At 63.2% G+C, this 23925-nt stretch carries 17 protein-coding genes; 9 read left to right on the forward strand and 8 right to left on the reverse strand.

Annotated elements, in window-relative coordinates:
- Positions 1–175: 175 nt before the first annotated feature.
- From WM94_RS04170 to WM94_RS04180, 3 genes are all read right to left on the reverse strand, one after another.
- Positions 176–4663 carry an NEL-type E3 ubiquitin ligase domain-containing protein gene (locus tag WM94_RS04170; protein WP_061550509.1) on the reverse strand — a complete coding sequence of 1496 codons (4488 nt, stop codon included), beginning with the start codon at positions 4661–4663 and terminating at the stop codon, positions 176–178.
- 81 nt (positions 4664–4744) lie between these two features.
- Positions 4745–7105: a DNA polymerase II gene (locus WM94_RS04175; RefSeq protein ID WP_061550510.1), complete on the reverse strand. Its 2361-nt coding sequence runs from the start codon at positions 7103–7105 to the stop codon at positions 4745–4747.
- A gap of 435 nt (positions 7106–7540) precedes the next feature.
- A complete protein-coding gene (locus WM94_RS04180; RefSeq protein ID WP_061550511.1) occupies positions 7541–8461 on the reverse strand; it encodes a LysR substrate-binding domain-containing protein in 921 nt (306 codons plus the stop codon).
- A gap of 159 nt (positions 8462–8620) precedes the next feature.
- Between WM94_RS04180 and WM94_RS04185 the strand changes: the two genes are divergently transcribed.
- The 8 genes from WM94_RS04185 (at position 8621) to WM94_RS04220 (ending at position 14351) form a co-directional block, all read left to right on the forward strand.
- The gene (locus tag WM94_RS04185) at positions 8621–9409 is read left to right on the forward strand and encodes a YqcI/YcgG family protein (protein ID WP_061550512.1); all 789 of its coding nucleotides are present in this window, start codon (positions 8621–8623) and stop codon (positions 9407–9409) included.
- A 2-nt stretch (positions 9410–9411) separates the two neighbouring features.
- Positions 9412–10038, forward strand: coding sequence for a LysE family translocator (locus WM94_RS04190; RefSeq protein WP_061550513.1), 627 nt, complete (start codon positions 9412–9414; stop codon positions 10036–10038).
- A 39-nt stretch (positions 10039–10077) separates the two neighbouring features.
- Positions 10078–11160, forward strand: coding sequence for a hypothetical protein (locus tag WM94_RS04195; protein ID WP_061550514.1), 1083 nt, complete (start codon positions 10078–10080; stop codon positions 11158–11160).
- Between the two features lie 138 nt (positions 11161–11298).
- Positions 11299–11994 carry a hypothetical protein gene (locus tag WM94_RS04200; protein ID WP_013971959.1) on the forward strand — a complete coding sequence of 232 codons (696 nt, stop codon included), beginning with the start codon at positions 11299–11301 and terminating at the stop codon, positions 11992–11994.
- A 223-nt stretch (positions 11995–12217) separates the two neighbouring features.
- A complete protein-coding gene (locus WM94_RS04205; RefSeq protein WP_025338488.1) occupies positions 12218–12910 on the forward strand; it encodes an AzlC family ABC transporter permease in 693 nt (230 codons plus the stop codon).
- Positions 12907–13221, forward strand: a complete 315-nt coding sequence (locus WM94_RS04210) for an AzlD domain-containing protein (RefSeq protein ID WP_003260448.1) — start codon at positions 12907–12909, stop codon at positions 13219–13221. The genes WM94_RS04205 and WM94_RS04210 overlap by 4 nt, the downstream gene beginning before the upstream one ends.
- A complete protein-coding gene (locus WM94_RS04215) occupies positions 13218–14051 on the forward strand; it encodes an AraC family transcriptional regulator (RefSeq protein WP_061550515.1) in 834 nt (277 codons plus the stop codon). The genes WM94_RS04210 and WM94_RS04215 overlap by 4 nt, the downstream gene beginning before the upstream one ends.
- A gap of 72 nt (positions 14052–14123) precedes the next feature.
- Positions 14124–14351, forward strand: coding sequence for a hypothetical protein (locus WM94_RS04220; protein WP_003250422.1), 228 nt, complete (start codon positions 14124–14126; stop codon positions 14349–14351).
- A gap of 127 nt (positions 14352–14478) precedes the next feature.
- Here the strand turns inward: WM94_RS04220 and WM94_RS04225 are convergent, their stop codons facing one another.
- From WM94_RS04225 to WM94_RS04245, 5 genes are all read right to left on the reverse strand, one after another.
- The gene (locus tag WM94_RS04225) at positions 14479–14961 is read right to left on the reverse strand and encodes a copper chaperone PCu(A)C (protein WP_013971950.1); all 483 of its coding nucleotides are present in this window, start codon (positions 14959–14961) and stop codon (positions 14479–14481) included.
- Positions 14962–15570, reverse strand: coding sequence for an SCO family protein (locus WM94_RS04230; RefSeq protein ID WP_024086651.1), 609 nt, complete (start codon positions 15568–15570; stop codon positions 14962–14964).
- A gap of 222 nt (positions 15571–15792) precedes the next feature.
- Complete coding sequence (gene nfuA / locus WM94_RS04235) at positions 15793–16377, reverse strand: Fe-S biogenesis protein NfuA (protein WP_003250416.1); 585 nt, start codon at positions 16375–16377, stop codon at positions 15793–15795.
- A gap of 58 nt (positions 16378–16435) precedes the next feature.
- Complete coding sequence (locus WM94_RS04240) at positions 16436–17470, reverse strand: acyltransferase (protein WP_061550516.1); 1035 nt, start codon at positions 17468–17470, stop codon at positions 16436–16438.
- A gap of 235 nt (positions 17471–17705) precedes the next feature.
- The gene (locus WM94_RS04245; RefSeq protein WP_061550590.1) at positions 17706–20006 is read right to left on the reverse strand and encodes a fatty acid cis/trans isomerase; all 2301 of its coding nucleotides are present in this window, start codon (positions 20004–20006) and stop codon (positions 17706–17708) included.
- 183 nt (positions 20007–20189) lie between these two features.
- Here WM94_RS04245 and metH point away from each other — a divergent pair, with 183 nt between their 5' ends.
- The gene (gene metH, locus WM94_RS04250) at positions 20190–23897 is read left to right on the forward strand and encodes a methionine synthase (protein ID WP_061550517.1); all 3708 of its coding nucleotides are present in this window, start codon (positions 20190–20192) and stop codon (positions 23895–23897) included.
- Positions 23898–23925 lie beyond the last annotated feature (28 nt).

The following is a 23925-nucleotide window of genomic DNA, read 5'->3' on the forward strand; positions in this document are numbered from 1 at the left end:
AACCAGAAGACTACAGATCAGGGCGAAAGATCCGACGAGCGAGCGTAAACCAGCAAAAGGCCTCCATGTTTGAATGAACAGTAACCGGCGGTTACCAAGTGCGGTCGTTCCCCGTCCCGAGCCCGAAAAAGTACCCCTATCACATGTAGCTTGAGCATAGTCCAATGCGCCCTGGTCATGCCGGCCGTTGCAGAGCCTCGATGGTCAATTGAAGCTCGGTCCGGTCCCTCCACTCATTGACCTCCACCTGCAACCTTTCGGCGTTCTCCGCATCAGCATCTTCCGCCAACTGGTCATGAAAACGCTGCGGCACCTCCAGTTCGCGTACATAATGTTGCTCGAGATAATTTTTCCAGAACGGTTGCTTGAGCATCCACTCTGCCACCGATTGGTCTGTCTCGTTACGCCTGACCTGATCAGCCGCGCTCGTCACCGAAGCGTCATCGAGGTTCGGGATGCCCGCGTGTAGCATGCTCCGCGCGTTGCCAGGCAGGCCCAGGTCATCGCGCAAGCGGATCGAGTAGGCCAACGCCCATTCCATCGACTCATTGCCTGCACCCGCATCCACAGCCTTGCGCAAGGCGATGAAATCAACCTCCTTTTGCCTCCACAACTGCCGCGCCAGATTCACCAGGGCTCGCTCCTGGCTGCCAGTAGGGGCAGCCTGCTCGGCTTCCCACACAAGGCATCGCATTTCAAGCTGCTGGAACACAACCGTGGCATTGTCGGCGCAGTTTTCGACCAATGCATTGGCGAAAACTTCATTGGCCAGTGCTGGTGAGCTGTGCAGCTTGTCCATCATGGCGAGAACGCGTGAGGCCAGCAGTTCTCCATATCGAGGATGGATGAAGTCTTGCGAACCCGTAAGTCGTGACAGCAACTCCATAAAATTCTTCGCGCCATCCATTTGCCCAACAGTGTTCCACAGGTTACCCAGATCTTCGCGTCTCTCACCATCAAGGCGGTCCACCCAGCGAAACTTGTGAGGGATTGAACTTTCTTCCGGAATGTTCCAGACCTGCTGCACATCTTCAGCCTGGTGCACCAGCAGAGGATTGCCTGAGAGCGCCACGTAGCCGTCCCGCCACAACGAGGACTGGATGAAGTTGGGAGGCAACAGCGTGATGGAGTTGTAGGAAGCATCGAGCATGTACAACGTCTGACAAGACGTGATGTCGTCGGGCAGCAATACCAACCCGGCATTGCGCAAACGCAGTTCGGACAAGTGGGTCATTTGCGCCACGGAAAAGGTAATGTTCAAGCGGTTGTCCGAAAGGTTCAGGTAACGTAACTGGCTGCATTGCGCCAGCATTTGAGCCTGGGGCCCGTCCAAAGAGATGCGATTGCCGGACAGGTCGAGTATGCGCAACTTATTGAGCAACGACAGGCTCGCTGGCAGACGTCGCAACTGGTTGTAACTCAGTTCCAGCGAGGTCAGATTGGGGAATGAAAGCAGGAATTGCTCTGGTACCTCTTCGAGCAACAGGCTACGCAGGGAAAGTTCGGTAATATGCGGGAAGCTGAAGAGTGGGCCCAATTCAGGCAATGAGCACAGGTCGTAAGCGCAGTAATGCCACACCAAAGCCGGAGGTTCATTCTCAGGTGCAACTACACCGGGCACCCGTGCCTGCCAGCATTGCATGATTGCTTTGCGAAACCGCTTGCGCTCGGGTCGTTCACCGTTCAGCAACCCTCGCCGCTCCCAGCTTTTCAAGTGGTCGCTCAACCGGCGCGCCTGCTCTTCGAGCACACCAAGTTCGGTGTCGGTATCATGCCCCGAAGCATGCAACGTGGTCAGCCAGGTGGCGATCTGCTCATCACTGTACGCTGGGTAAAGATCGCGCAGACGCGCCTCGAACGCCCGGGGTCGAGGCGCTGGCCGGGCAAAGCGTCCCTGGACACCGCCCAGCGGGTAGCCGACCCTGCCATCCTCCAGGCGCAGTGGCGCCAGCATCCATGGCTGTCGAGTTTTTTTGCCCAATACCTGGGCGAGTACGCTGCTGTGCCCAGGCATTTGCTGGGCCAACACTGCTCTCAAACCCGGGGCGTAGGGTTCAGTGATACCAAGTGCCACATGATCGGCCGGGGCAAACGCAGCCACCAAGGTCTCGAACAGCTCGCCGGGGCCACGCAGCTCGATGCCTAGCGCATCTTCAAGCTCGAACTGCCCGTTGTCATGCAAAAGCCTGTAGTTCTGTCCGCCACCAGCAGTAGCTATTATCGGTTGCGGACTATCGCCATCGTGCAATCGCCAGCGCGGCCTGGTCTCCCTGACATCCAGAGTCTCCAGCAGAGTCAACGCGACCTTTGCCTGGTCCAGGGTCTGGGGCGTATCGATGAACAGCGCCTCGCAGGCACGCGCAACACGTATACGCAGTACGCTCAGCCTGGCCCTTTCGACCAGCCGAAACGGCACTGTGCCGCTGACCAGTGCCTGAAATTCCGCACCTTCTGCCGACAGCTCGCCCACAAGCTCGCGCGCCGCTCGGCGATGCAGGCTCGGGAAGGCCTTGCGCAAGGTTGCCACCGCCGCATCGTCTGGCTCCTGCTGCCCGTCATACACCTGTTGAAACAGCTGCCGCCGCCTTGCAGAGACCTGCGCCGCCAATGCTGGCCCGCCCTGCTCGGTGACGCCAGGCAAGGCGCGGGCCTTCGCCAGCAACGGCGCGTCCTCCGGCACCCGCCCAAGCTTCAAATCGTCCAGCAGGGTTTGCAGCCGGCGGTCGATCAGCAGGCGCTCTACGGTATCGACCAGCTCGGCCTCAGGTGGCCGGCCGTACACATGCAGCGCCCGTAGATGGTCTGCATCCAGGGCATGGACGGCCATGGCCTGGTCAATCTGTTCATCATCCAGGCGAGCGAAACGCTCACCCAGGCGGCGGAACATCCTGTGCTTGTCTGTCCAGCTGGCCGGTTGCTCGGTCCATAGCCGCCAGGCACCGGCGTCATTGTGACGCAACAAAGGTCCATGGCCACCTCGTGGTGCCAGTTGCCATTCTTCATCTGCGCGCTGGACGATTTCGTAGTTGTGGCCGTCCATGCTCATCCAGCTTCTGTCCTGGGCACGGTAGATGCCCATTGCATCGGCCACTTCCCCAGCGGGAAGTGCAGCACTGCGAAACGGCACCAGGTCTCCATTCCAGAGTTTCTCGCTGCCGTCTTCCAGGCGCGCTGGCACCCACTGGTCCAATGCGGCCCAGGCCCGGCTCGCTTCCCGCCATACCACAGCGGTGACACCGATCACGGCCAGGTCTTTGGTCACGCTGAGCACATGCTCCATCGCGGCGCTGGTATCGCCCTCGCGCCAGTCTTCGACGGCCTGGAACAGCTCGCCCAGCAGGTCCCAGACCATTACCGCCAGCAGCAGTGCATTGAGCGCAGGGATGAACACGCCCGCCACCGTGGCCAGTGTCCAACCCTCGGCAACCAACCTTTGTTGATGAGCTTCCTGGGCCTTGCGGTCAAGGTCAGACACCGGCGTTGCAATCACCGCAGCATCGTCCTTGATGTGATCGATGCGTGCGCAAGCAAGGTGCTCGAACAACGGCAGCGGGTAGTCCCGCATGTGCTGGTCCATTTCCCGGGTTGCCCAATCGGCGACGCCTACCAGGTCCTTGGCAACTCTGGAGAAGAACTGCTGGCTGTCGCGCCGGCGTATGAAGCGTTTGAAGAAATCCTGATAGCGCTTGTCTCGCAGACGCTGGCCCAGGACCTTGCGGGTGAAGCTTTCCAGGTCGGGGCTTGCGGTCCAGGGACCGTGGGGGTCATCGGGAATATAGACAATGATCTTGCGGCTGACCTTGTCATGAAATACATCGAGTATCACGATCTGTTGCAAGTCGCAGCCGAACGCCTTCAGTTGCCGGGCCACCACTTTCGATTCGTAGAGCGTGCCGGGGCGTCCGTGCTTGCACAGTTCCACCACCAGTTCCAGTTCAGCGGCATTCAGTACGCCATCACTCTTGGCCTTGCACGCATCGATCAGCATGACCGAGCTGTACAGCTGGGCAAGCGTCGAAGCCATGCTGCGCCAGCCGCTGGCCTGGCTGTTCGGCGCTTTGAGCACGGAGTCCAGGTGCTGTTGATAGCGCTTGCCCAGGTCCAGCTTGCGGCACAAGCGCGCGAAGGCAGGCGCGGTTGGCGACGCGAGGCGTTGCGACAGGCTGTCGACGATGCAGTTGTCCTTGTGCTGTTCGTTCCGCCCCTCGCCCGGCGTGAAGTTGTCCAGTGCCGCCTCGATCAGCGGTACGTCGAAATAGTCCTTTTCCACCACCGGATAGCGCCCCCACACGCTGCCCTGGCTGGGAGCGGTGTAGGTGTACCAGCGCCTGAAATACAGGCCATCGACATTTTCCCTGGTACCGAATTCTCCCTGCATGGCGTGTTGAAGCAGCGGCTTGACGAAACGGTCGATGCCCTCGATGCGCGCAAGCTCCTTTTCCAGCCACTGTCGACAGGCCAGGCTGTCTTTCAACGCGCCACGTAAAGCAGCATGCTGCGATTCATACAGACCGTTGGCCGGGATGTTCTGTTCGGTCGGCGATACGATACGCAGCCGGCGAATCCATCTGGGCAGTCGTTTGACGATGAGGTTGTCCTGATAGGCCTGCTCCATGGCCAGCGTATCGGCGGTTGGCGGTAGTTCCTGGCTGGGTGTAGTCACGTTGTTGCGCCTCTGGCTGATCCAAAGGCCCGACACTAGACGCAGGCTTGCCAAGCGATAGGCTAGATAGGTACCACCTCTTCAGAACAGCACCAGCTGCTGGCCTGCCAATCCTTCGAAACTGTCGCCAACGAACGGCAGAATGGCATCGGCAACCGGCTGCAGTTGGCGGCTCAGGTAATGATCGTAATCGATGGGCGCCTGCCGGTTTTCCAGCGGCTCGGGGCCCGCGGTGGTCATCAGGTAGCTGATCCAGCCGCCACGCTGGTATTGCATCGGGCGGCCAAGGTGGCGGTTGTAGTCATCGGCCAGCCGGGCCGCGCGCACGTGCGGCGGCACGTTGCGTTGATAGTCGGCCAGCGGCCGACGCAGGCGCTTGCGGTATACCAGCAATTCGTCCAGCTCACCGGCAAGCGTCTGCCGCACATAGTCGCGCACGTAATCGCGGTATGGCTGGCCACGGAATATCCGCCCGTACAGCTCTTGCTGGAACTGCCGGGCCAGCGGCGACCAGTCGGTACGCACCGACTCCAGGCCCTTGTAGACCATCTGCTCGCCGCCATCGGCCCGCTGCACCAGCCCAGCGTAGCGCTTCTTGCTGCCCTCGTCCGTGCCGCGGATGGTGGGCATCAGGAAGCGCCGGTAATGCACCTCGAACTGCAGCTCCAGCGCGCTATCCAGGCTCATCTGCTCGCGCAGGTGTTCGCGCCACCACTGGTTGACCTCGGCCACCAGCTCACGGCCGATGCGTGCTGCAGTCTCCTCGCCGTGGGCGCCCTTGAGCCAGACGAAAGTGGAGTCGGTATCGCCGTAGATCACCTCGTAGCCCCTGGCTTCGATCAGCGCACGGGTCTGGCGCATGATCTGGTGGCCGCGCATGGTGATCGAGGAAGCCAGGCGCGGGTCGAAGAAGCGGCAGCCGCTCGAACCCAACACCCCGTAGAAGGCATTCATGATGATCTTCAGCGCCTGCGACAGCGGCGCGTTGCCCTCGCGCTTGGCCGCTTCCCGGCCCTGCCATACCCGCTCGACGATGGCCGGCAGGCAATGCTCGCTACGGGAAAAACGCCCACCGCGAAAGCCTTCCACCGAGTGTTCATCGTCGGGCAGGCGCAAGCCTTCGACCAGCCCCACCGGGTCGATCAGGAAGGTACGAATGATCGACGGGTACAGGCTCTTGTAGTCCAGCACCAACACCGAGTCGTAAAGGCCCGGGCGCGAATCCATGACGAAGCCACCGGGGCTGGCTTCGTCGGGGCGGCTGCCGAGGTTGGGCGCGACAAAGCCAAGGCGGTGCATCTGCGGAATGTACAAGTGGCAGAACGCAGCCACCGAGCCACCGCTGCGGTCCACCGCAAGGCCGGTGACCGAGGCCCGCTCCAGCAGAAATTCGAGCAGGCGGGTGTGGGCGAAGATGCGTGTCACCAGCTCGCAATCCTTGAGGTTGTAGCGCGCCAGCGCCGGCTTGTCCTCGGCGAAGCGGCGGTTGATTTCATCCATGCGCTGGTACGGCGTATCGATGGCCTTGCCCTCACCGAGCAACGTCTGGGCGACACTTTCAAGGCTGAACGACGGGAAGTTCCAGGTCGCCGAGCGCAGCGCCTCGATGCCATCGATCAGCAGCCGCCCCGGGGCATCGGCGAACACGTGGCCACCACCGGCATGGCTGCGCAAGGTCATCGGTGCGCCATTGCGCCCCAGTGCCAGCGGGACCTGCAGCAGCTTGGCGTGCTCATGCAGCTGGCGCAGGTCGAACTGGATCAGGTTCCAACCGATGATTGCATCGGGGTCGTGTCTGGCCATCCACTGGTTGAGGCAGGCCAACATGTCGGCGCGGTCAGTGCAGTAGTGCAGGTCGAAATCCAGGCCATCAGCCGTGCCATTGGCCGGCCCGAGCATGTACACCTGGCGCTGGCCACAGCCTTCCAGGGCAATGCTGTACAGCTCGCCCCGCTCGCTGGTCTCGATGTCCAGCGACACCAGGCGCAGCGGCGGCCGATAACCCGTCAAGGGCTTGAGCTGGGCATCGCAGAACACACTCTGGGCATCCGGTTGGCCAGTGAACTGCACCGGGGCAGTGATGAAGCGCTCCATCAGGTAGCGCTCGGGCGGGCGAATATCGGCTTCGAACACATCGATACCGGCGGTGCGCAGGCGTTGCTCCAGCTGCATCAGTTGCCGGTGCTGGCGGCAGTACAGGCCCAGCACCGGGCGCTGGTCAAAGTCTTTCAGCTGCAGCGGCCGCAACTCGACACCGGCTTCGTTGGCCAGCAGCACCCGCGCGTGCGCTTCCTGCGCCTGGGGAATGAATGCCACCGATACCTGTGGCGCCAGGCGCAGCTGCCGTGGCCCCTGGTCGGTGGCCAGCCAGAATTCCACGCAGGTGCCTTCGGGCGTGTCATGCCAATGTCGGGTCAGGACAAAGCCCTGCTGCAACTCCACCGCGTCGACCTCTGAATCGTTTATTGCGCTGATTGCGGGATTCTACCGCTGACGCACCGTCGCAGCGCATTTTGTTGGGGCCAGCCGGTGTTTGTCGCAATATTTTCAGCGCCTGTGGGATCGAGCGCCGCCCGCGCGGCGCTTCGCAGCACAAGGCTGCTCCTACATCTGTTTCGGGCCAATTACGCCTGCCCCAATGCACGCGACCGCCTTGTTTGCCCGGCATGATATCGAGGTGGACACCAAGTGGCCGCGCGCCTTTGCCACAGGAATAACTGGCCCGAAAAAGATGTAGGAGCAGCCTTGTGCTGCGAAGCGCCGCGCGGGCGGCGCTCGATCTCCCAGGCGCTGAATCCCTCAAGACAAACACCCCCGCCACAAACCACTCCACCGCCGGGCGCTTGCCGGCGGCCGGGCGCTTGCTCGAACGCGTGTTCAACCGTACAGGTAATTGATGTCCTTGCAGGGCAGCGGTGGCACCTGGCCAAGCAGGAACTCGCGCAGCTTGTGCATCTGCCGCGCCTTGGGGCTGGCCTTGAGCCAGGTCATGTAATAGCCGTCGCCGGTGGCCACCGCGTGCTTGAACGGCGTAACCAGGCGCCCGGCCAGCAGGTCGGCACTGGCCAGCACCAGGTCGACCACCGAAATACCCAGGCCTTGCTGGGCAGCCGAGATGCCCTGGTCGAGGGTATCGAACACTTGCCCGTGGTCGATGCTGATGTCCAGCGCGTCCATGCGAGCCAGCCAGCGCCGCCAGTCTCGCCGGTCAGGGGACGGGTGCAGGAATTCGCACTGGGCCAGATCGGCAAGGTCCGGTTGTGCCTGGGCCATGTAATCCGGGTGGCACACCGGGATCAGCCATTCATCGAACAGCTTGAAACTCTCGATATCGGCGGGAAAACGCCCGCTGGCCAGGAGGATCGCACAGTCGTAAGGCTCGGAATAGAAGTCCACGCTGTCGATGTCCATCCACACGCTGGACAGCTGCACGCTGCAGTTGTCCTCGGTCTTCTTGAACGCATCCAGCGCACGCAGCAGCCAGCGCACGGTCAGCGTGGACGGTGCCTTCAGACGCAGGCCGTAGCGGTCCTGGCGCAGCAGGGCGCAGGCATTTTCGATGATCTTGAAGCCAACCTTGAGTTCCTGCGCCAGCAGGCGGCCGTGCTCGGTCAGGGCCAGCTTCGGCCCGCGGCGTTCGAACAGGTCGCAGCCGAACATGGCTTCGAGGGTCTTGATGTGGTGGCTGACGGCGCCCTGGGTCAGGGCCAGCTCTTCCGCGGCACGGGTAAATGAGCCATAGCGAGAGGCTACCTCGAAGGCACGCAGCGCGTGCAAAGCCTGAATCCGTTCCGACATGGCGACGCCCCGAGCATGAGTAAGACTAATAGTAGGTCATAGTTCCACGCGTTTTACAACGCCAAGGACGTCTCGGAAAATGCAGGTAAATAATAAACATAACCAAGATCCTGCCTGCATGTGACTTGAACGTTCATCAAATTTACGCCTGGGGAAATCATGTCGACGGGTTATGGAACTTGCTATCGCCTGGATGCGCTAGAGCTGGCCGCTGACCATGTGCGCAACACGCGACATTGGACCTACAAAGCCGTAGAACATTTTCGCAGTGTCCTCGCCAACCCCGAGTTTCCCTGCCTGTTCGGCCGCAAGGCGGTAAACGGCGCAACCTGCCACATTCTCTTCGCCCGCGCCGGGCAACTGGCCGATGACATCGCCATGGGCCTGGCCGACTACGTGCGCACCGTCGCACCTATCCCAGCCAAGCAGCGTATCGGCAGCCCACTGGTGGTGTTTCTCGAAACCGCCGCCGACTACACCCTGGCCGAGCAACAGGCGCTGGCCTGGAAGGTGTTGCGTGGTGTGCACGCGCGCGACCCGCATCCCTGGCCGCAGGGCATCCCGACCGACCCCGACGACAATGCCTGGTCGTTTTGCTTTGCCGGCATGCCGCTGTTCATCAACATGAACTTCCCCGGCCACCAGCAGATGAAAAGCCGCAACCTGGGGCCACACATCACCTTCGTCATCAACCCGCGGGCGAACTTCGACGAAGTGGCCAACGTCAACACCGAAAGCGGCCATCGTATCCGCGAACGCATCCGCGAGCGCGTGCACCACTACAACGACGGCGTCATGCCCGACACCCTTGGCTTCTTCGGCGATGCCGACAACTACGAGTGGAAGCAGTACCAACTGCAGGAGGCAGGGTCGCTCAACCCGTCCCGCTGCCCGTTCCACGCCCATGCCGTACAGCCGGCAACACCCGACATACTGATCGAGACCTGACCGTGAATACCGCACTCACCGCTACCTACGCCCTGACTGTCCTGCTACTGATCGCCACCCCCGGCCCGGTGGTGGCACTGATCGTCAACACCGCGGCCGCCTCCGGCTCACGCAAGGCCATGTTCACCGCTGTCGGCACCAACTGGGCATCACTGGTGCTGATCGGCGCAGCGGCCTGGATCATTCTCACCAGCGCCGCCATCGACAAGGCCTGGCTCAGCGCCATGAGCCTGCTGGGCTGCCTGTTCATCGGCTACATCGCCGTCGGCACGCTGCGGGACGCCCTGCACGCTCCGGCAGCCGAGGCACCGGGCGAGCTCGCCAAGCCTGGCCGCGGCGGGCTGCTGCAAGGTTTCATGGTAGGCATTTCCAACCCGAAGGACATCATCTTCTTCATCGCCTTCTTCCCGCAGTTCATCCAGATCACCGAGTCGTTCGGCAAGAGCATGGTGGTGCTGTCGTTGCTGTGGGTGGCCATCGATTTTGCCGTGCTCAGCCTTTACATCTTCGCCATCGGCAAGATCGCCTCGCAACGCAGCAACCGCATGATCAGCCTGGCATCGGGGGTCGCCCTGCTGCTGATTGCCGCCGGCGGCCTGCTGTACAACGTCAGGGAGCTGGCGGCCTGAATGTGATGCATGGTGCCCGCTGCGAGAGAAGGAGAACCCATGACTGCGATTGACACGTGCCCTTCACCTTCGCCGTTGCAACAGGACTACCAGCGCTTTCTGCTGCTGGGCAGCCGGCGTGCACCGCACACCGTGCATGTGCACGAAACCGGCTACCGCTCCGGCACCATCAATACCGATGCCCTGGGCCTGCGTTACAGCCATTGCGCCGGCAAGCGTTTTTCGGTAGCCGAACGCGGTGGTGCATCACGCATCAACCTGCTGGTCGGCGGTTCCGCCGCGCTGGGCATCGGAGCAAGCTCCGACGAACACACGGTGGCCTCGCACCTGTCGATGCTTACTGGCGAAGTCTGGCTGAGCCTGGCCGGCTGCGGGCTCAATGCGAGCCAGGAGCTGCTGATGTTCCTGACCCACCAGCACCGCCTTGGCCAGCTTGGCCATGTGGTGGTGCTAAGCGGCCTCAACACCCTGGCCCACGAAGCCCTCTGCGAAGTCCTCGCCAGCCTGAACGACCCGCGGCAAGCCAAGGCCTATCAGGACTTTCTCAACAGTTTCAGCGAAGGCATACAGCCCACGACAACGCCACGCCGGCAATCGCTGTGGCGGCGCATCGGTCAGGCGTTGGCCACGCCCCCGGTCGTGACACCTGCCACCTGGTCGCTGTCGTCTCCGGAAAAGCGCCTCACCCGAGCCGCCGACAACATTGGCCGGACCTTGCGCCAATGGGACCGGCTGCTGGCAGACAGCCATTCCACCCTCACCTTCATCCTGCAGCCGTTGCTGCCTTGGTGCCGGGATAGCCTGCCCGCTGGCGAGGAGGCAATGCTGAATGCGCTGCAGCGGCAACCGGCGAATTTCGACCGGCTGCTGGACGGCGCATTCGACAGCCAGTTGCACTCGGCCTTCTTCCGCCGCATCAAGAGCCAGGCCGACCCGGTGCCTTGCTACGACATGAATTGCATGCTCAGCAGCTCGCCGGTGTTCGGCGCCGACCTGTTCATCGACCGCCTGCATCTGAACGACCTGGGCAACAATGCCCTTGCCAAGGTCATTACCGCCAAGCTTGGCCTGGCCCAGGAAAAACATGCCCAGCGCAAGGTCACGCCGATCAAGCTCGTCTGAGAATTGCCGGGTGGTCTTTCGGCCAGGCCCCTTGGGTGGCTAGAATAGGCCGTCGTTCCGATCTGCCCGAGGCGCACGCTTGACCGCCATGAACATCGAAGCCATCCATCAGTACCCGGCACCCCTTGGGGCTTGCCAGTGAGCCGCATGCTTCGCTTGCCCCCACTGTTGATCGCCCTGATGCCACTGGCTGCGCACTCGCTGGAAGTGCGCATCGACCCTCATGCCGACCTGCTCTACCGCCAGGCCTTGCCCCTGCTGGAGCAGGCCGACAACCAGGACGACGGCGCCAGCACGCTGCGTACGACCGTCGGCGGCGACCCGGAGCTCAGCCGCCAGGGCCAGGCCATGGCCCACACCCTGCCGACCGCGGTCGCCTTGCTGAAAAAGTCCGTGGAGCTGGGCCACCCGGTCGCACAGTACCGCCTGGCGCTGTACTACATGACCTACCTGCCCGCCGCGCAAATCCCGGATGCCGCCTGCCCGTTGCTCGAAGCCAGCCTCAGGCAGGGCTTTGCCGCACCGGCGCCGGCCATCGCCACCTGGTGCCCTCCCTACAACGCCAGCAGCGAGTACCGTACTGCGCTGGAGGCCATCCCCAACATGGCCACCGTGTATGCGCCCTACTACCCGCAACCGGCCACGCACCTGGCCTGCAACCGCAACCGGCCACAAGGCCTGGAAATGCAGTGGGGGCGCCAGCGTGACTACCAGGCCGAGGTATACCGCCTGCTCGGCGACCTGGACCCGCAGCACCGCCAGAGCCTGCTGCAGAAGGCCGTGGACACCAACGGCTGCGTGACGGCGCAGCAGCACCTGACCAGCCATCCGTAACACGGACACGGTTTCCGTGTAGGAGCGGCCTTGTGTCGCGATGGGGCGCGCAGCGGCCCCAGGATTTCAGCTTCGCCGCAGATATTGCCGGGGCCGCTGCGCGCCCCATCGCGACACAAGGCCGCTCCTACAAGGGACCGTGCCCAGGCATAGCAAGATCGTTCAAGCCATCCCCCGCCCCGTCTGGCATGCTGGCCTTCCACGTACACGCACTGCAGCCACCATGCCCCACATCGCCCGCCAAGCCTTTCTCCACGGCGCCATCGCCATTCTCCCGTTGTCCCTGGCCGTTGCCCCCTGGGGCCTGCTGGCTGGCTCCATGGCCATCGAGGCCAACCTCAGCGCCTGGGAGGGGCAAGGGCTTTCGGCCATCGTCTTCGCCGGTGCCGCGCAACTGGTGGCGATCGGCATGCTCAAGGGCGGCGCCAACCTCGCGTCGATCCTGTTGACTACCCTGCTGCTGACCTCGCAGCACCTGCTGTATGGCCTGACGATGCGCCCGGTGCTGTCCAGCCAGCCGCTGCGCTGGCGCCTGGGCCTGGGCTTCCTGCTCACCGACGAGTTCTTCGCCCTGACCAGCCAGTACGACCAGCAGCAGTTCAACCGCTGGTACGCCCTGGGCGTGGGCCTGACCTTCTACGTCGCCTGGAACCTGTTCACCCTGGCCGGCATCCTGCTGGGGCAGAACATTCCGCACCTGGACCAGCTCGGCCTGGACTTTTCCATCGTCGCCACCTTCGTCGCCCTGATCGCGCCGCTGGTGCGCAACCTGGCCACACTTGTATGCGTGGCAGTGTCGCTGTTCTGTTCGGTGCTGTTCAGCTACTGGCACTGGGAAACCGCCTTGGTGGCCGCAGGCCTGCTGGGCATGAGCGCCGGTTTCGTCTGCCAGAAATTCACCGGAGCCCGCGCATGACCTGGGTCCTGATTCTTGCCATGGGCGCCATCGTGTTCCTCAACCGCTATGCGTTCCTGGAGCCGCGCCTGCCCTTGCGCCTGAGCTCCAACGCCAGGCAGTTCCTCGGCTTCGCCGTGCCAGGCATGCTCACCGCGATATGCGGCCCGATCATCTTCATGCCCGAGCACCAGCTGGACCTGAGCCTGCTCAACCCTTACCTGCTGGGTTCGCTGGTGGCCATCGCCCTGGTGCTGTTGACCCGCAGCGTGTTGCTGAGCATGCTGGTGAGCATGTTGATCTTCTTCCTCTTGCGCAGCTGGCTTGCATGAGCACGCCCCTGCGCGAACAGACACACCTCTGGCAGGCGCCGGCACTGGGCGACGTCGAGATGCTGCACGCGCGCTATTTCCAGCAGCGCTTCGCACCGCATGTGCATGAAGGCTATGTGTTCACCGTGATCGAGTCGGGCGCCCAGCGCTTCTGGCATCGCGGCAGCGAGCACCTGGCGCCGGTCGGCAGCATGGTGCTGATCAACCCCGACGAGCTGCACACCGGGGCCACCGCCCACGAAGCGGGCTGGCGCTACCGTGGGTTCTACCCGGAACATGAACGGGTAACCGGGGTGCTCGACGAACTGGAACTGGGCCGCCACGGCATGCCCAGCTTCAAGGACAGCGTGATCCACGACCCGGCCCTGGCGCTTGCCTTCAGCCAGTTGCACCAGCTGTCCGAAGCCGGCGCCAGTGCCCTGCAGCAGCAGACCGCCTGGCGCCAGGCGGTGCTGGCCCTGGTGCAACGGCACGGGCAATGCGCCGAACCTGCCGCCCCTGGCCACGAACCGCTGGCAGTGGCCCACGCCCGTGAGCTGCTGGAAAGCCAACTGGCCGACCCACCCTCGCTCGAAGCTCTGGCGGCGGCTGTCAACCTGTCACCGTTCCACTTCGCCCGGGTGTTCCGCCAGGCCACCGGCCTGCCGCCACATGCCTGGTTGAAACAGCGGCGCCTGGCCCGTGCGCGGGAAATGCTCAAGCGTGGCTGGGCTGCCTCGGACGTGGCGTTCGACCTGGGCTTTGCCGACCAGAGCCATTTGAGCCGGCAGTTCAAGCAGGCCTACGGGGTAACGCCAGGGGCTTATCGCAGCGCCTGCCTGCAAGGCTGAGCTGCGACAGCCGGCCTCAGGCAGGCCGGCCAGCCACTGCTACACTGACAAGGCTGAATGGAGGATCCTGCCATGTCCGAAAGAGAGCTCACCACCCTACTGTCGCTGATGAACCAGCGCCAGGCCTGCCTGAGCAGTGCCTGCAAGGAGATAGCCGACTGGATCGACCGGCAGGGCGACGTGCCCGCCGCCGGCAAGATCCGCGCAAGCCTCAAGGCTCTGGAGGCTGATGAGGCCCAGGTCCGCAAGACCCTGACCTCGCTGACCCTGGACAGACCGCTGCCCAGGTTTCGCAGCTGATTGAACCGGGGGCTGCCTGGCAGCCCATCGCGACACAAGGCCGCTCCCACAGGGGATACGCATTCTCCTGTGGGAGCGACCTTGTGTCGCGATGGGGCGCAAAGCGCCCCCAAAGGGTTCAGCCTGATCAGTGCTTCATGTGCATGTGATCATGCCCACCGCCCGCCTCGGCGTTGAGCGCACGCACTTCGGCCTGCACGTCCAGGGTTTCCTTGGCCCCCTTGGCATCTTCGATGGTCAGGGTCAGCGGCACTTTCTCGCCTTCCTTCACCTGGTTGTTCAGGCCCATCAGCATCACATGCAGGCTGTTCGGGTCGAGGGTCACCGCCTTGCCGGCCGGCAACTCGACCGCCTTGACCTCACGCATGCCCATCACATCGCCGTTCATGGTCATCTCGTGCACCTGCACAGTCTTGGCCACAGGCGAAGCCACGCCCACCAGCTTGCTGTCGCTGCTGGCGGTCAGGGTCATGAAGGCACCGGTGGACTGCTGGTGCGGCACGGTCGCCCGCACCCAGGCGTCGCTCACGGTGGTCTGGGCCAGGGCCGGCAGCGCCAGGCCCATCAGGACCAGGGCAGCCAGGCCGTGCTTGATCGGTTGCATCGACATTCAGCAGATCTCCATCAGGGTGACCAGGTCTTCGGCGCATTCCTGGGCGGTCAGGGAATGGCCCAGGCTCAGGCGCAGGGTGCCACGCGTATCGTAGACGTAGCTGGTGGACGAGTGAGAGACGGTATAGGTATCACCGGCCGGGACTTTCTCGTAGAACACCTTGAATTCCTTGGCCACCGCGGCGATTTCCTCGGGGGTGCCGGTCAGCGCGGTGAACGACGGGTCGAACGCCTTCACGTAGGCGTCGAGCACTTCGGGGGTGTCGCGCTCCGGGTCCAGGGTAATCAACACCACCTGGAACAGGTCGCGATCGCGGCCGCGCAGCAGCTTGCGGATTTGCGCCGCGCGCGCCAGGGTGGTCGGGCACACGGCCGGGCACTGGGTGAAGCCGAAGAAGATCATCGGCATGCTGCCGTAGAAACTCGACAGGGTGCGCACATTGCCTTGGGTGTCCTTGAGGCTGAACTTGCGCCCAAGGATTTCGTTGCTCATGTTCTTGCCGTACTTGAACTCGAGCCCCCGGGCCGGGCTGCAGCCTGCGAGCAGGCCAAGCCCGAGAACGCCCATCCCGGCGACAACTGCGCGCCGGGTATATAGATCATTCATGAAACCATCCTTTACAGGGAAGGTGCCGGCCCTCGGGACGGGCCGGTCGAAAAACCGGGGCATTCTGGCACGACACCCCGAGGGGGTTCTACCCGACGAAGGCAAGGATCGGCTGCAGCCCTTTGAATACGGGCTGCGGCCTGTTGTCGCAGGGGTTGAAACAGTAACACTTTGTTGCTAAGGGAGTGTGTTCAACGCGATCCCTGTAGGAGCGCGTCATCCTCAGTAGTAGGCGTTCTCTTTCTGACTGTGGTCAGTCACGTCACGCACGCCCTTTAGCTCGGGGATACGCTCGAGCAGGGTGCGCTCGATGCCTTCCTTCAGGGTCACGTCGGCCTGGCCACAACCTTGGCAACCACCACCGAACTGCAGCACGGCAATACCGTCGTCGACCACATCCACCAGGCTCACCTGGCCGCCGTGGCTGGCCAGGCCGGGGTTGATCTCGGTCTGCAGGTAATAGTTGATGCGCTCGTTGATCGGGCTGTCTTCGTTGACCATCGGCACCTTGGCATTCGGCGCCTTGATGGTCAGCTGGCCACCCATGCGGTCGGTGGCATAGTCGACCAGCGCGTCTTCCAGGAACGGCACGCTGACCGCGTCCAGGTAAGCGGTGAAGCTCTTCAGACCCACGGCGGTGTCGTCAGGCTTCTCTTCGCCCGGCTTGCAGTAGGCGATGCAGGTTTCGGCGTACTGGGTGCCCGGCTGGGTGATGAAAATGCGAATGCCGATGCCAGGCGTGTTCTGCTTGGAGAGCAGATCGGCCAGGTAGTCATGGGCGGCGTCGGTAATGGTTATAGCGCTCATGTAGGTTCCTCACAGACTTGCGGCCAAGTGTACGCCAACCCGGCCTTCGAACAAAGTCCTAGTATTTGACTCGGGAAAGCGCATATTCAGGGGCCCGCCCCCGTGGCGCCGCCAGCCAGGCCTGCATGCGCCGGTACAGGCCGCGCTCCAGCCACTGGTAGCTGAACCACGACATTAGTCCAATGGACGGCACGCACAGGGCGAACACCAGGTACGGGTTCAACTGCAGGCGCTGGCTGGCGAACCAGCCGGCGTACAGCACCAGCACATGGACCAGGTACACCGAATACGAACAGTCGCCCAGCGCCTTGAGCACCCGGTTGCCGCGGAACACCGGCTCCAGGGCGACGAAGGCCAGCACGATCATTGCGCTCGGCACGCCCCAGTGCAGCAAGCGCCGCGAAGCGTCCAGGTGGTAGATGGCAAGACCTGCCACCGCCAGCAATGCCAACGGCAGCCAGCGGCCCTGGTGAATCAGCCCGCGACGGTGCAGCACGCCCAGGCCGATGCCGAGCAGGAATTCGTAGATGATGTCGTTGCTGTAGAAGCGGCTGAGCACGCCCAGCCCGCCCAGTATCTCGCTGGCCAGCAGCAGCGCGGCGGTGACCAGCAGCTGGTGATGACGCTGGCGCACCAGAAAGGCCAGGCCGAACAGCAGATAGAAGAACATCTCGAAGTTCAGCGTCCAGCCCACGTTCAGGGTCGGGTACAAGCCGTAGCCACCGGGGTTTTCCGCCGGGATGAACAGCAGCGACAGCAGCAGGTGGTGCCAGGTGAATGCCTGGTGCGGCATCCATTGGCTGAAGGCCAACAGCAGGGTTGCCATCAGCGCCGTGTAGAACCAGTAGGCCGGAACGATACGCAGCGCCCGGTTGAGCAGGAACTGGCGGGGCTCGATGGCCTTGTCGCGGGTCGACAGGTAGATGACCAGCCCGCTTATGACGAAGAAGATGTCGACGCCTGCGGCGCCGCGGTCGGTGAGCAGTTGGCCGATGGGGCCGGAGGCTTGGAAGTCGAAGAAGATCTGCATGAAATGGTGGCAGACCACCACCCAGGCGGCGAACGCCCGCAGTGCCTGAAGCGAATACAGCATGGAGAACCCTGCAGTTGCCGGTGCATTGAGGCCCAGGCTCGAATGCAGGGGCGAGCGCTACGCGCTCGTTCGCGGGTGAACCCGCTCCTACAGGGTTAGCGCTGACCTCGAGAGCGGTGCCATACCTGTGGGAGCGGGTTTACCCGCGAAGGGCTGCAAAGCAGCCCCCTTGCAATCGATCAGGACCACCCAGCAAGTCCGACCGCAGGGTAATCGGAAAGGTCAGCCCAACCGATCAGAGGTTTTCGTAGCGGTTCATGTCCAGCACGCCCGCCTCGACCGGTTCGGTCTCCTTGATGAAGCTGTTCAGGTCATGGAAGTAGCGCCAGAACTCTGGGTGACTGCGACGCACACCCCAGCGCATGACGATGCGCTCGAACCTGGCCGGGTCATCTTTCGCATACTCCATGTCCTCGACGAACTCGGGCACATCCTTGGTCGGGATGTTGAAGATGAAGTTGGGGTAGCTGCTGAGCACGCCCGGGTACAGGGTCAGGGTATCCAGCCCCGGCTGGTAGCGGTACGCCTCGCCCAGCAGGAACGCCACGTTGCTGTGCGCGCGGTTGCGCAGCAGGCTGTACACCTGGCGCTGGCCGCCCTGCCCTTCGATGCGCAGCATGGTTGCCTCGGGCAGCTGGTTGATCACCTTCAACCCGGCAGCCGGGCGCGACACCAGGCGGCTGAGCGACTGCTCGGCATTGCGGAACTCTTCGCTGACCTGCGGCCGTGAACAGAACGCGCCCTGGCAGCGGTTGATGGGGTCAGGCGCGGCATTCAGGCTGCCGGTACGCTGCAGAAGCTTCAGGCCGAAGTCGCGCTTGGGGTTGCGCGGGTCGAGCTGGATGCCGCTCGGGGTGTCGGTGTCGATGTCTTCATAATCCATCCACATCTTCACCTTGCCGCTGTTCTGGTACCAGTCGCCGAGGATCGCCTTGCGCTGGTCGGCCGGCATCAGGCGCAGGAAGTTGACCTCGGCGCCGTTGCGGATCAGGTCGAAGTACAGGCGCGTCTGCAACTGGTGCGAGACGTTGCCGAACACATCGAAGTTGACCGCCAGCTGGTAATAGGTGCGCTCGAACAATGGGTAGTCGAACAGCCACACGGTCAGCGGCACATCACCGATCAGGCCCTTGGTCACCGAGGCGCTGTCGAAGTGGCGGAAAATGCTCAGCAACGCGTTGTCGTTACCGGCCCATAGCGTCGCCCAGCCCGGGGCCGGCATGTCGGCATAGGCTTCGCGGCGCAGTTTTTCGTACTCGTTGCGCTTGTCACGGTAGGCGTGCCACAGGCTCAGCACGCTGCCCACGTCATCGATCTGCCCAGGCATGGCCAGCAGCGGCGTGGCCTCGCCACGGTACTTGGCATCGGTGATGTAGCGGTCGTGGGCCGGCTCCTGGAACAGCGCCCAGAAGTTGTCGCGGATCACGTCGGTGGCAATCTGCCCACGGCATACCGGGCCACGAATGAAGGTGCGCACGAAGTACTCGGCGTTATCCAGCATGAACTGGTAGCGCGCCACTGCCGGGATCGCTTCGAAGGTTTCGAACGGGTTGGCCCGGTGGCGCGGGCCGTAGCCTGGCAGCGCAGTGGCATGCCAGTCGCCGGCGTAGAACAATTGCTTGACCCGCTTGAGCTTCTGCGGCCCCATCGGATAGGTGATGTGCGTCTTGTGCACAATCACGCCCTGCACCGGGATCAACCGGTAGTAGAAGTCGGTGCCCGGCGGGTCGTTGGGGCGGCGCGTGGCGATCAGGTCGACCGGCTGACCGCTCGGTGTACGCGAACGTACCCATTGGAAGAAGTGGCCCTGCTCGCCACCGACGAAGTAGATGTGCGCCAGGAACAGATGCTCGTACAGCCAGCGGCCGACCAGCGCCTCGGTGGAACCCGGGCGGTTGAGCAGCTCTTCCCAGTCGGCAATCTGCTTGGCTTCGGCCGCGCTTGGCTTGATCGGCTGGTACTCGACCGGCGCACCGGCGGCCAGCCAGCGGCGCATGGTGTCGTATTCCTTGTCGGTCAGGCCGGTCACCGCCAGTGGCATGCCTTCCTTGGGGTGGGCGCCGGCATAGGCATCGAACTCTTGCGGCAACGGGCACATGTTGTTGCGGTTCAGGCCCAGGACGATTTCCTCGGGCAGCTTGGCATTGGGCGTGAGCGGGGTCTTGTGCCCCAGCTCGAGCATGCGCGCCATCAGCGCGGCCTGGCTGCCCTGGTTGTCGAGCACGGAGTAAAAGCCCTTCTTGCGCCACTCGCCCTCGCTGTGGGCATCGTAGAACAGCCGCGTGGTGGGCACTGCCTTGCTGCGCTCGCCCTGATACACCGGCACCTTGGTGGCGCCGCGTACCGCGCCTTCGGGGCTTTCCAGCTTCAGCTGGCAGGCGGCGTCGTTGCAGGCGTGGCAGGCCACGCATTTCTCGGTGAAGATCGGTTGAATGTCCCGGGTGTAGGAAATAGCCGGGCTCGACTGGGGGGCTTGCCCGAACGCCACACTGCAGATGAGCAGGGCGAAAACGCCGGCAAGAATACGATGCACCATGTGCGGAAAGTCCTGGGTATTGAAAGCCATCACGATTTGTTGCCTGGTCGTCCTTGGGTGCCCTGCTTTGCCGACGCCCACCCAACATGAGCCATTTTCATGCAAATGGGCGATGCGCCTAAAAACCGCGCAGCTTTGTTATGATTCTGCACCTTCTGAAATTCGCCCGACCAGGTAGTTCCTATGTCCGACCGCAGCGCTCGTCTCCAAGCACTCCAGAACGCACTCAAGGAGCGCATCCTGATCCTCGACGGCGGCATGGGTACTATGATCCAAAGCTACCGGCTCGAGGAACACGACTATCGTGGCACGCGTTTCGCCGATTGGCCAAGCGATGTCAAAGGTAACAACGACCTGTTGCTGCTCAGCCGCCCGGATGTGATCGCCGCCATCGAAAAGGCCTACCTGGATGCCGGCGCCGATATCCTCGAAACCAACACCTTCAACGCCACGCAGATTTCCCAGGCCGACTACGGCATGGAATCGCTGGTCTACGAGCTGAACGTCGAGGGCGCGCGCATCGCCCGCCAGGTGGCCGATGCCAAGACCCTGGAAACCCCGCACAAGCCGCGCTTCGTCGCTGGCGTGCTCGGCCCTACCAGCCGCACCTGCTCGATTTCACCGGACGTCAACGACCCAGGCTACCGCAACGTCACTTTCGATGAGCTGGTAACGAACTACATCGAGGCCACCCGCGGCCTGATCGAGGGCGGCGCCGACCTGCTGCTGATCGAGACCATCTTCGACACCCTCAACGCCAAGGCGGCGATCTTCGCCGTGCAGCAGGTGTTCGAGGAAGACGGCATCGAACTGCCGATCATGATCTCCGGCACCATCACCGACGCCTCGGGCCGTACCCTGTCGGGCCAGACCACCGAAGCGTTCTGGAACTCGGTACGCCACGCCAAGCCGATTTCCGTGGGCCTGAACTGCGCCCTCGGCGCCAAGGACCTGCGCCCGTACCTGGAAGAGCTGGCGACCAAGGCCGACACCCATGTCTCGGCCCACCCCAACGCCGGCCTGCCAAACGCCTTTGGTGAATACGACGAAACCCCGGCCGAAATGGCCGTGGTGGTCGAGGAATTCGCCGCCAGCGGCTTCCTCAACATCATCGGCGGCTGCTGCGGCACCACGCCGGGCCACATCCAGGCCATTGCCGAGGCCGTGGCCAAGTACAAGCCGCGCGAGATTCCGGAAATCGCCAAGGCCTGCCGCCTGTCGGGCCTGGAGCCGTTCACCATCGACCGCCAGTCGCTGTTCGTCAACGTCGGCGAGCGCACCAACATCACGGGCTCTGCCAAGTTCGCCCGACTGATCCGTGAAGAGAACTACACCGAAGCCCTGGAAGTCGCCCTGCAGCAGGTGGAGGCCGGCGCCCAGGTGATCGACATCAACATGGACGAAGGGATGCTCGACTCCCAGGCCGCCATGGTCCGCTTCCTCAACCTGATCGCCGGCGAGCCGGACATCTCGCGCGTGCCGATCATGATCGACTCGTCCAAGTGGGAAGTGATCGAAGCGGGCCTCAAGTGCATTCAGGGCAAGGGCATCGTCAACTCCATTTCCATGAAGGAAGGCGTCGAGCAGTTCAAGCACCACGCCCGCCTGTGCAAGCGCTATGGCGCTGCCGTAGTGGTGATGGCCTTTGACGAGGTCGGCCAGGCCGACACGGCCGCGCGCAAGAAAGAGATCTGCCAACGCAGTTACGACATCCTGGTCAATGAAGTGGGCTTCCCGCCGGAAGACATCATCTTCGACCCGAACATCTTCGCCGTCGCCACCGGCATCGAAGAGCACAACAACTACGCCGTCGATTTCATCGAGGCCTGCGCCTACATCCGCGACCACCTGCCGCACGCCCTGAGCTCGGGCGGTGTGTCCAACGTGTCGTTCTCGTTCCGTGGCAACAACCCGGTGCGGGAAGCCATCCACTCGGTGTTCCTGTACCACGCGATCCAGAACGGCCTGACCATGGGTATCGTCAACGCTGGCCAGCTGGAGATCTATGACGAGATCCCGCCTGCCCTGCGTGAAAAGGTCGAGGACGTGGTGCTCAACCGCACCCCGCATGGCACCGACGCACTGCTGGCCATTGCCGACGACTACAAGGGCGGCGGCGCAACCAGGGAAGTGGAAAACGAAGAGTGGCGCTCGCTGCCGGTGGAAAAACGCCTGGAGCACGCGCTGGTCAAGGGCATTACCGCGTTCATCGTCGAAGACACCGAAGAATGCCGCCAGCAGTGCGCACGCCCGATCGAAGTGATCGAAGGCCCGCTGATGAATGGCATGAACGTGGTCGGCGACCTGTTCGGCGCGGGCAAGATGTTCCTGCCCCAGGTGGTCAAGTCGGCCCGCGTGATGAAACAGGCGGTAGCACACCTGATCCCGTTCATCGAAGCCGAGAAAGGCGACAAGCCAGAAGCCAAGGGCAAGATCCTGATGGCCACGGTAAAAGGCGACGTGCACGACATCGGCAAGAACATCGTCGGCGTGGTGCTGGGCTGCAACGGCTACGACATCGTCGATCTCGGCGTGATGGTGCCGGCCGAGAAGATCCTGCAAACCGCCCGCGACGAGAAGTGCGACATCATCGGCCTGTCCGGCCTGATCACGCCGTCGCTGGACGAGATGGTCCACGTGGCCCGCGAAATGCAGCGCCAGGGCTTCCAGTTGCCGCTGATGATCGGCGGCGCCACCACCTCCAAGGCGCACACCGCAGTCAAGATCGAGCCCAAGTACAGCAACGACGCCGTGGTCTACGTCACCGACGCCTCGCGCGCGGTCGGTGTTGCCACCCAGTTGCTGTCCAAGGAGCTGAAAGCCGGCTTCGTCGAGAAGACCCGCCAGGAATACGAAGAAGTACGCGAGCGCACCGCCAACCGCAGTGCCCGCACCGAGCGCCTGAGCTACGCCCAGGCGATCGCCGCCAAGCCGCAGTACGACTGGGCTGGCTACCAGCCAGCGGTGCCCTCCTTCACCGGCGTCAAGGTGCTGGAAGACATCGACCTGCGCACGCTGGCCGAGTACATCGACTGGACCCCGTTCTTCATCTCCTGGGACCTGGCCGGCAAGTTCCCGCGCATCCTCACCGACGAAGTGGTCGGCGAGGCGGCGACGGCGCTGTACAAGGATGCCCGCGAGATGCTCGACAAACTGATCGACGAAAAACTCATCAGCGCCCGCGCAGTGTTCGGCTTCTGGCCGGCCAACCAGGTTGCCGATGACGATATCGAAGTGTACGGCGAGGACGGCCAGGCCCTGGCTACGCTGCACCACCTGCGCCAGCAGACCATCAAGCCGGACGGCAAGCCCAACTGGTCGCTGGCCGACTTCGTCGCGCCGAAGGCCAGTGGCGTTACCGACTACGTGGGCGGTTTCATCACTACCGCCGGCATCGGTGCCGAGGAAGTGGCCAAGGCCTACCAGGACAAGGGCGACGACTACAGTTCGATCATGGTCAAGGCCCTGGCCGACCGCCTGGCCGAGGCCTGTGCCGAATGGCTGCATGAGCAGGTGCGTAAAGAGCACTGGGGTTATGCCCGCGATGAACACCTCGACAACGAGGCGCTGATCAAGGAGCAGTACCGCGGTATCCGCCCGGCCCCCGGCTACCCGGCCTGCCCGGACCACACAGAGAAGGAAACCCTGTTCCGCCTGCTTGATGGCACTGCCATCGGTCAGACCGGGCCGAGCGGCGTGTTCCTCACCGACCACTTCGCGATGTTCCCGGCAGCGGCGGTCAGCGGCTGGTACTTTGCCCACCCGCAGGCGCAGTACTTTGCGGTGGGCAAGGTCGACAAGGACCAGATCGAGCGCTACAGCGCGCGCAAGGGCCAGGATGTGAGTGTCAGCGAGCGCTGGTTGGCGCCTAACCTGGGTTACGACAGCTAAGACCCTTGGGGCCGCTTTGCGGCCCATC

Source organism: Pseudomonas sp. ABFPK (genome assembly GCF_001586765.1).
Taxonomy (GTDB): domain Bacteria; phylum Pseudomonadota; class Gammaproteobacteria; order Pseudomonadales; family Pseudomonadaceae; genus Aquipseudomonas; species Aquipseudomonas asiatica.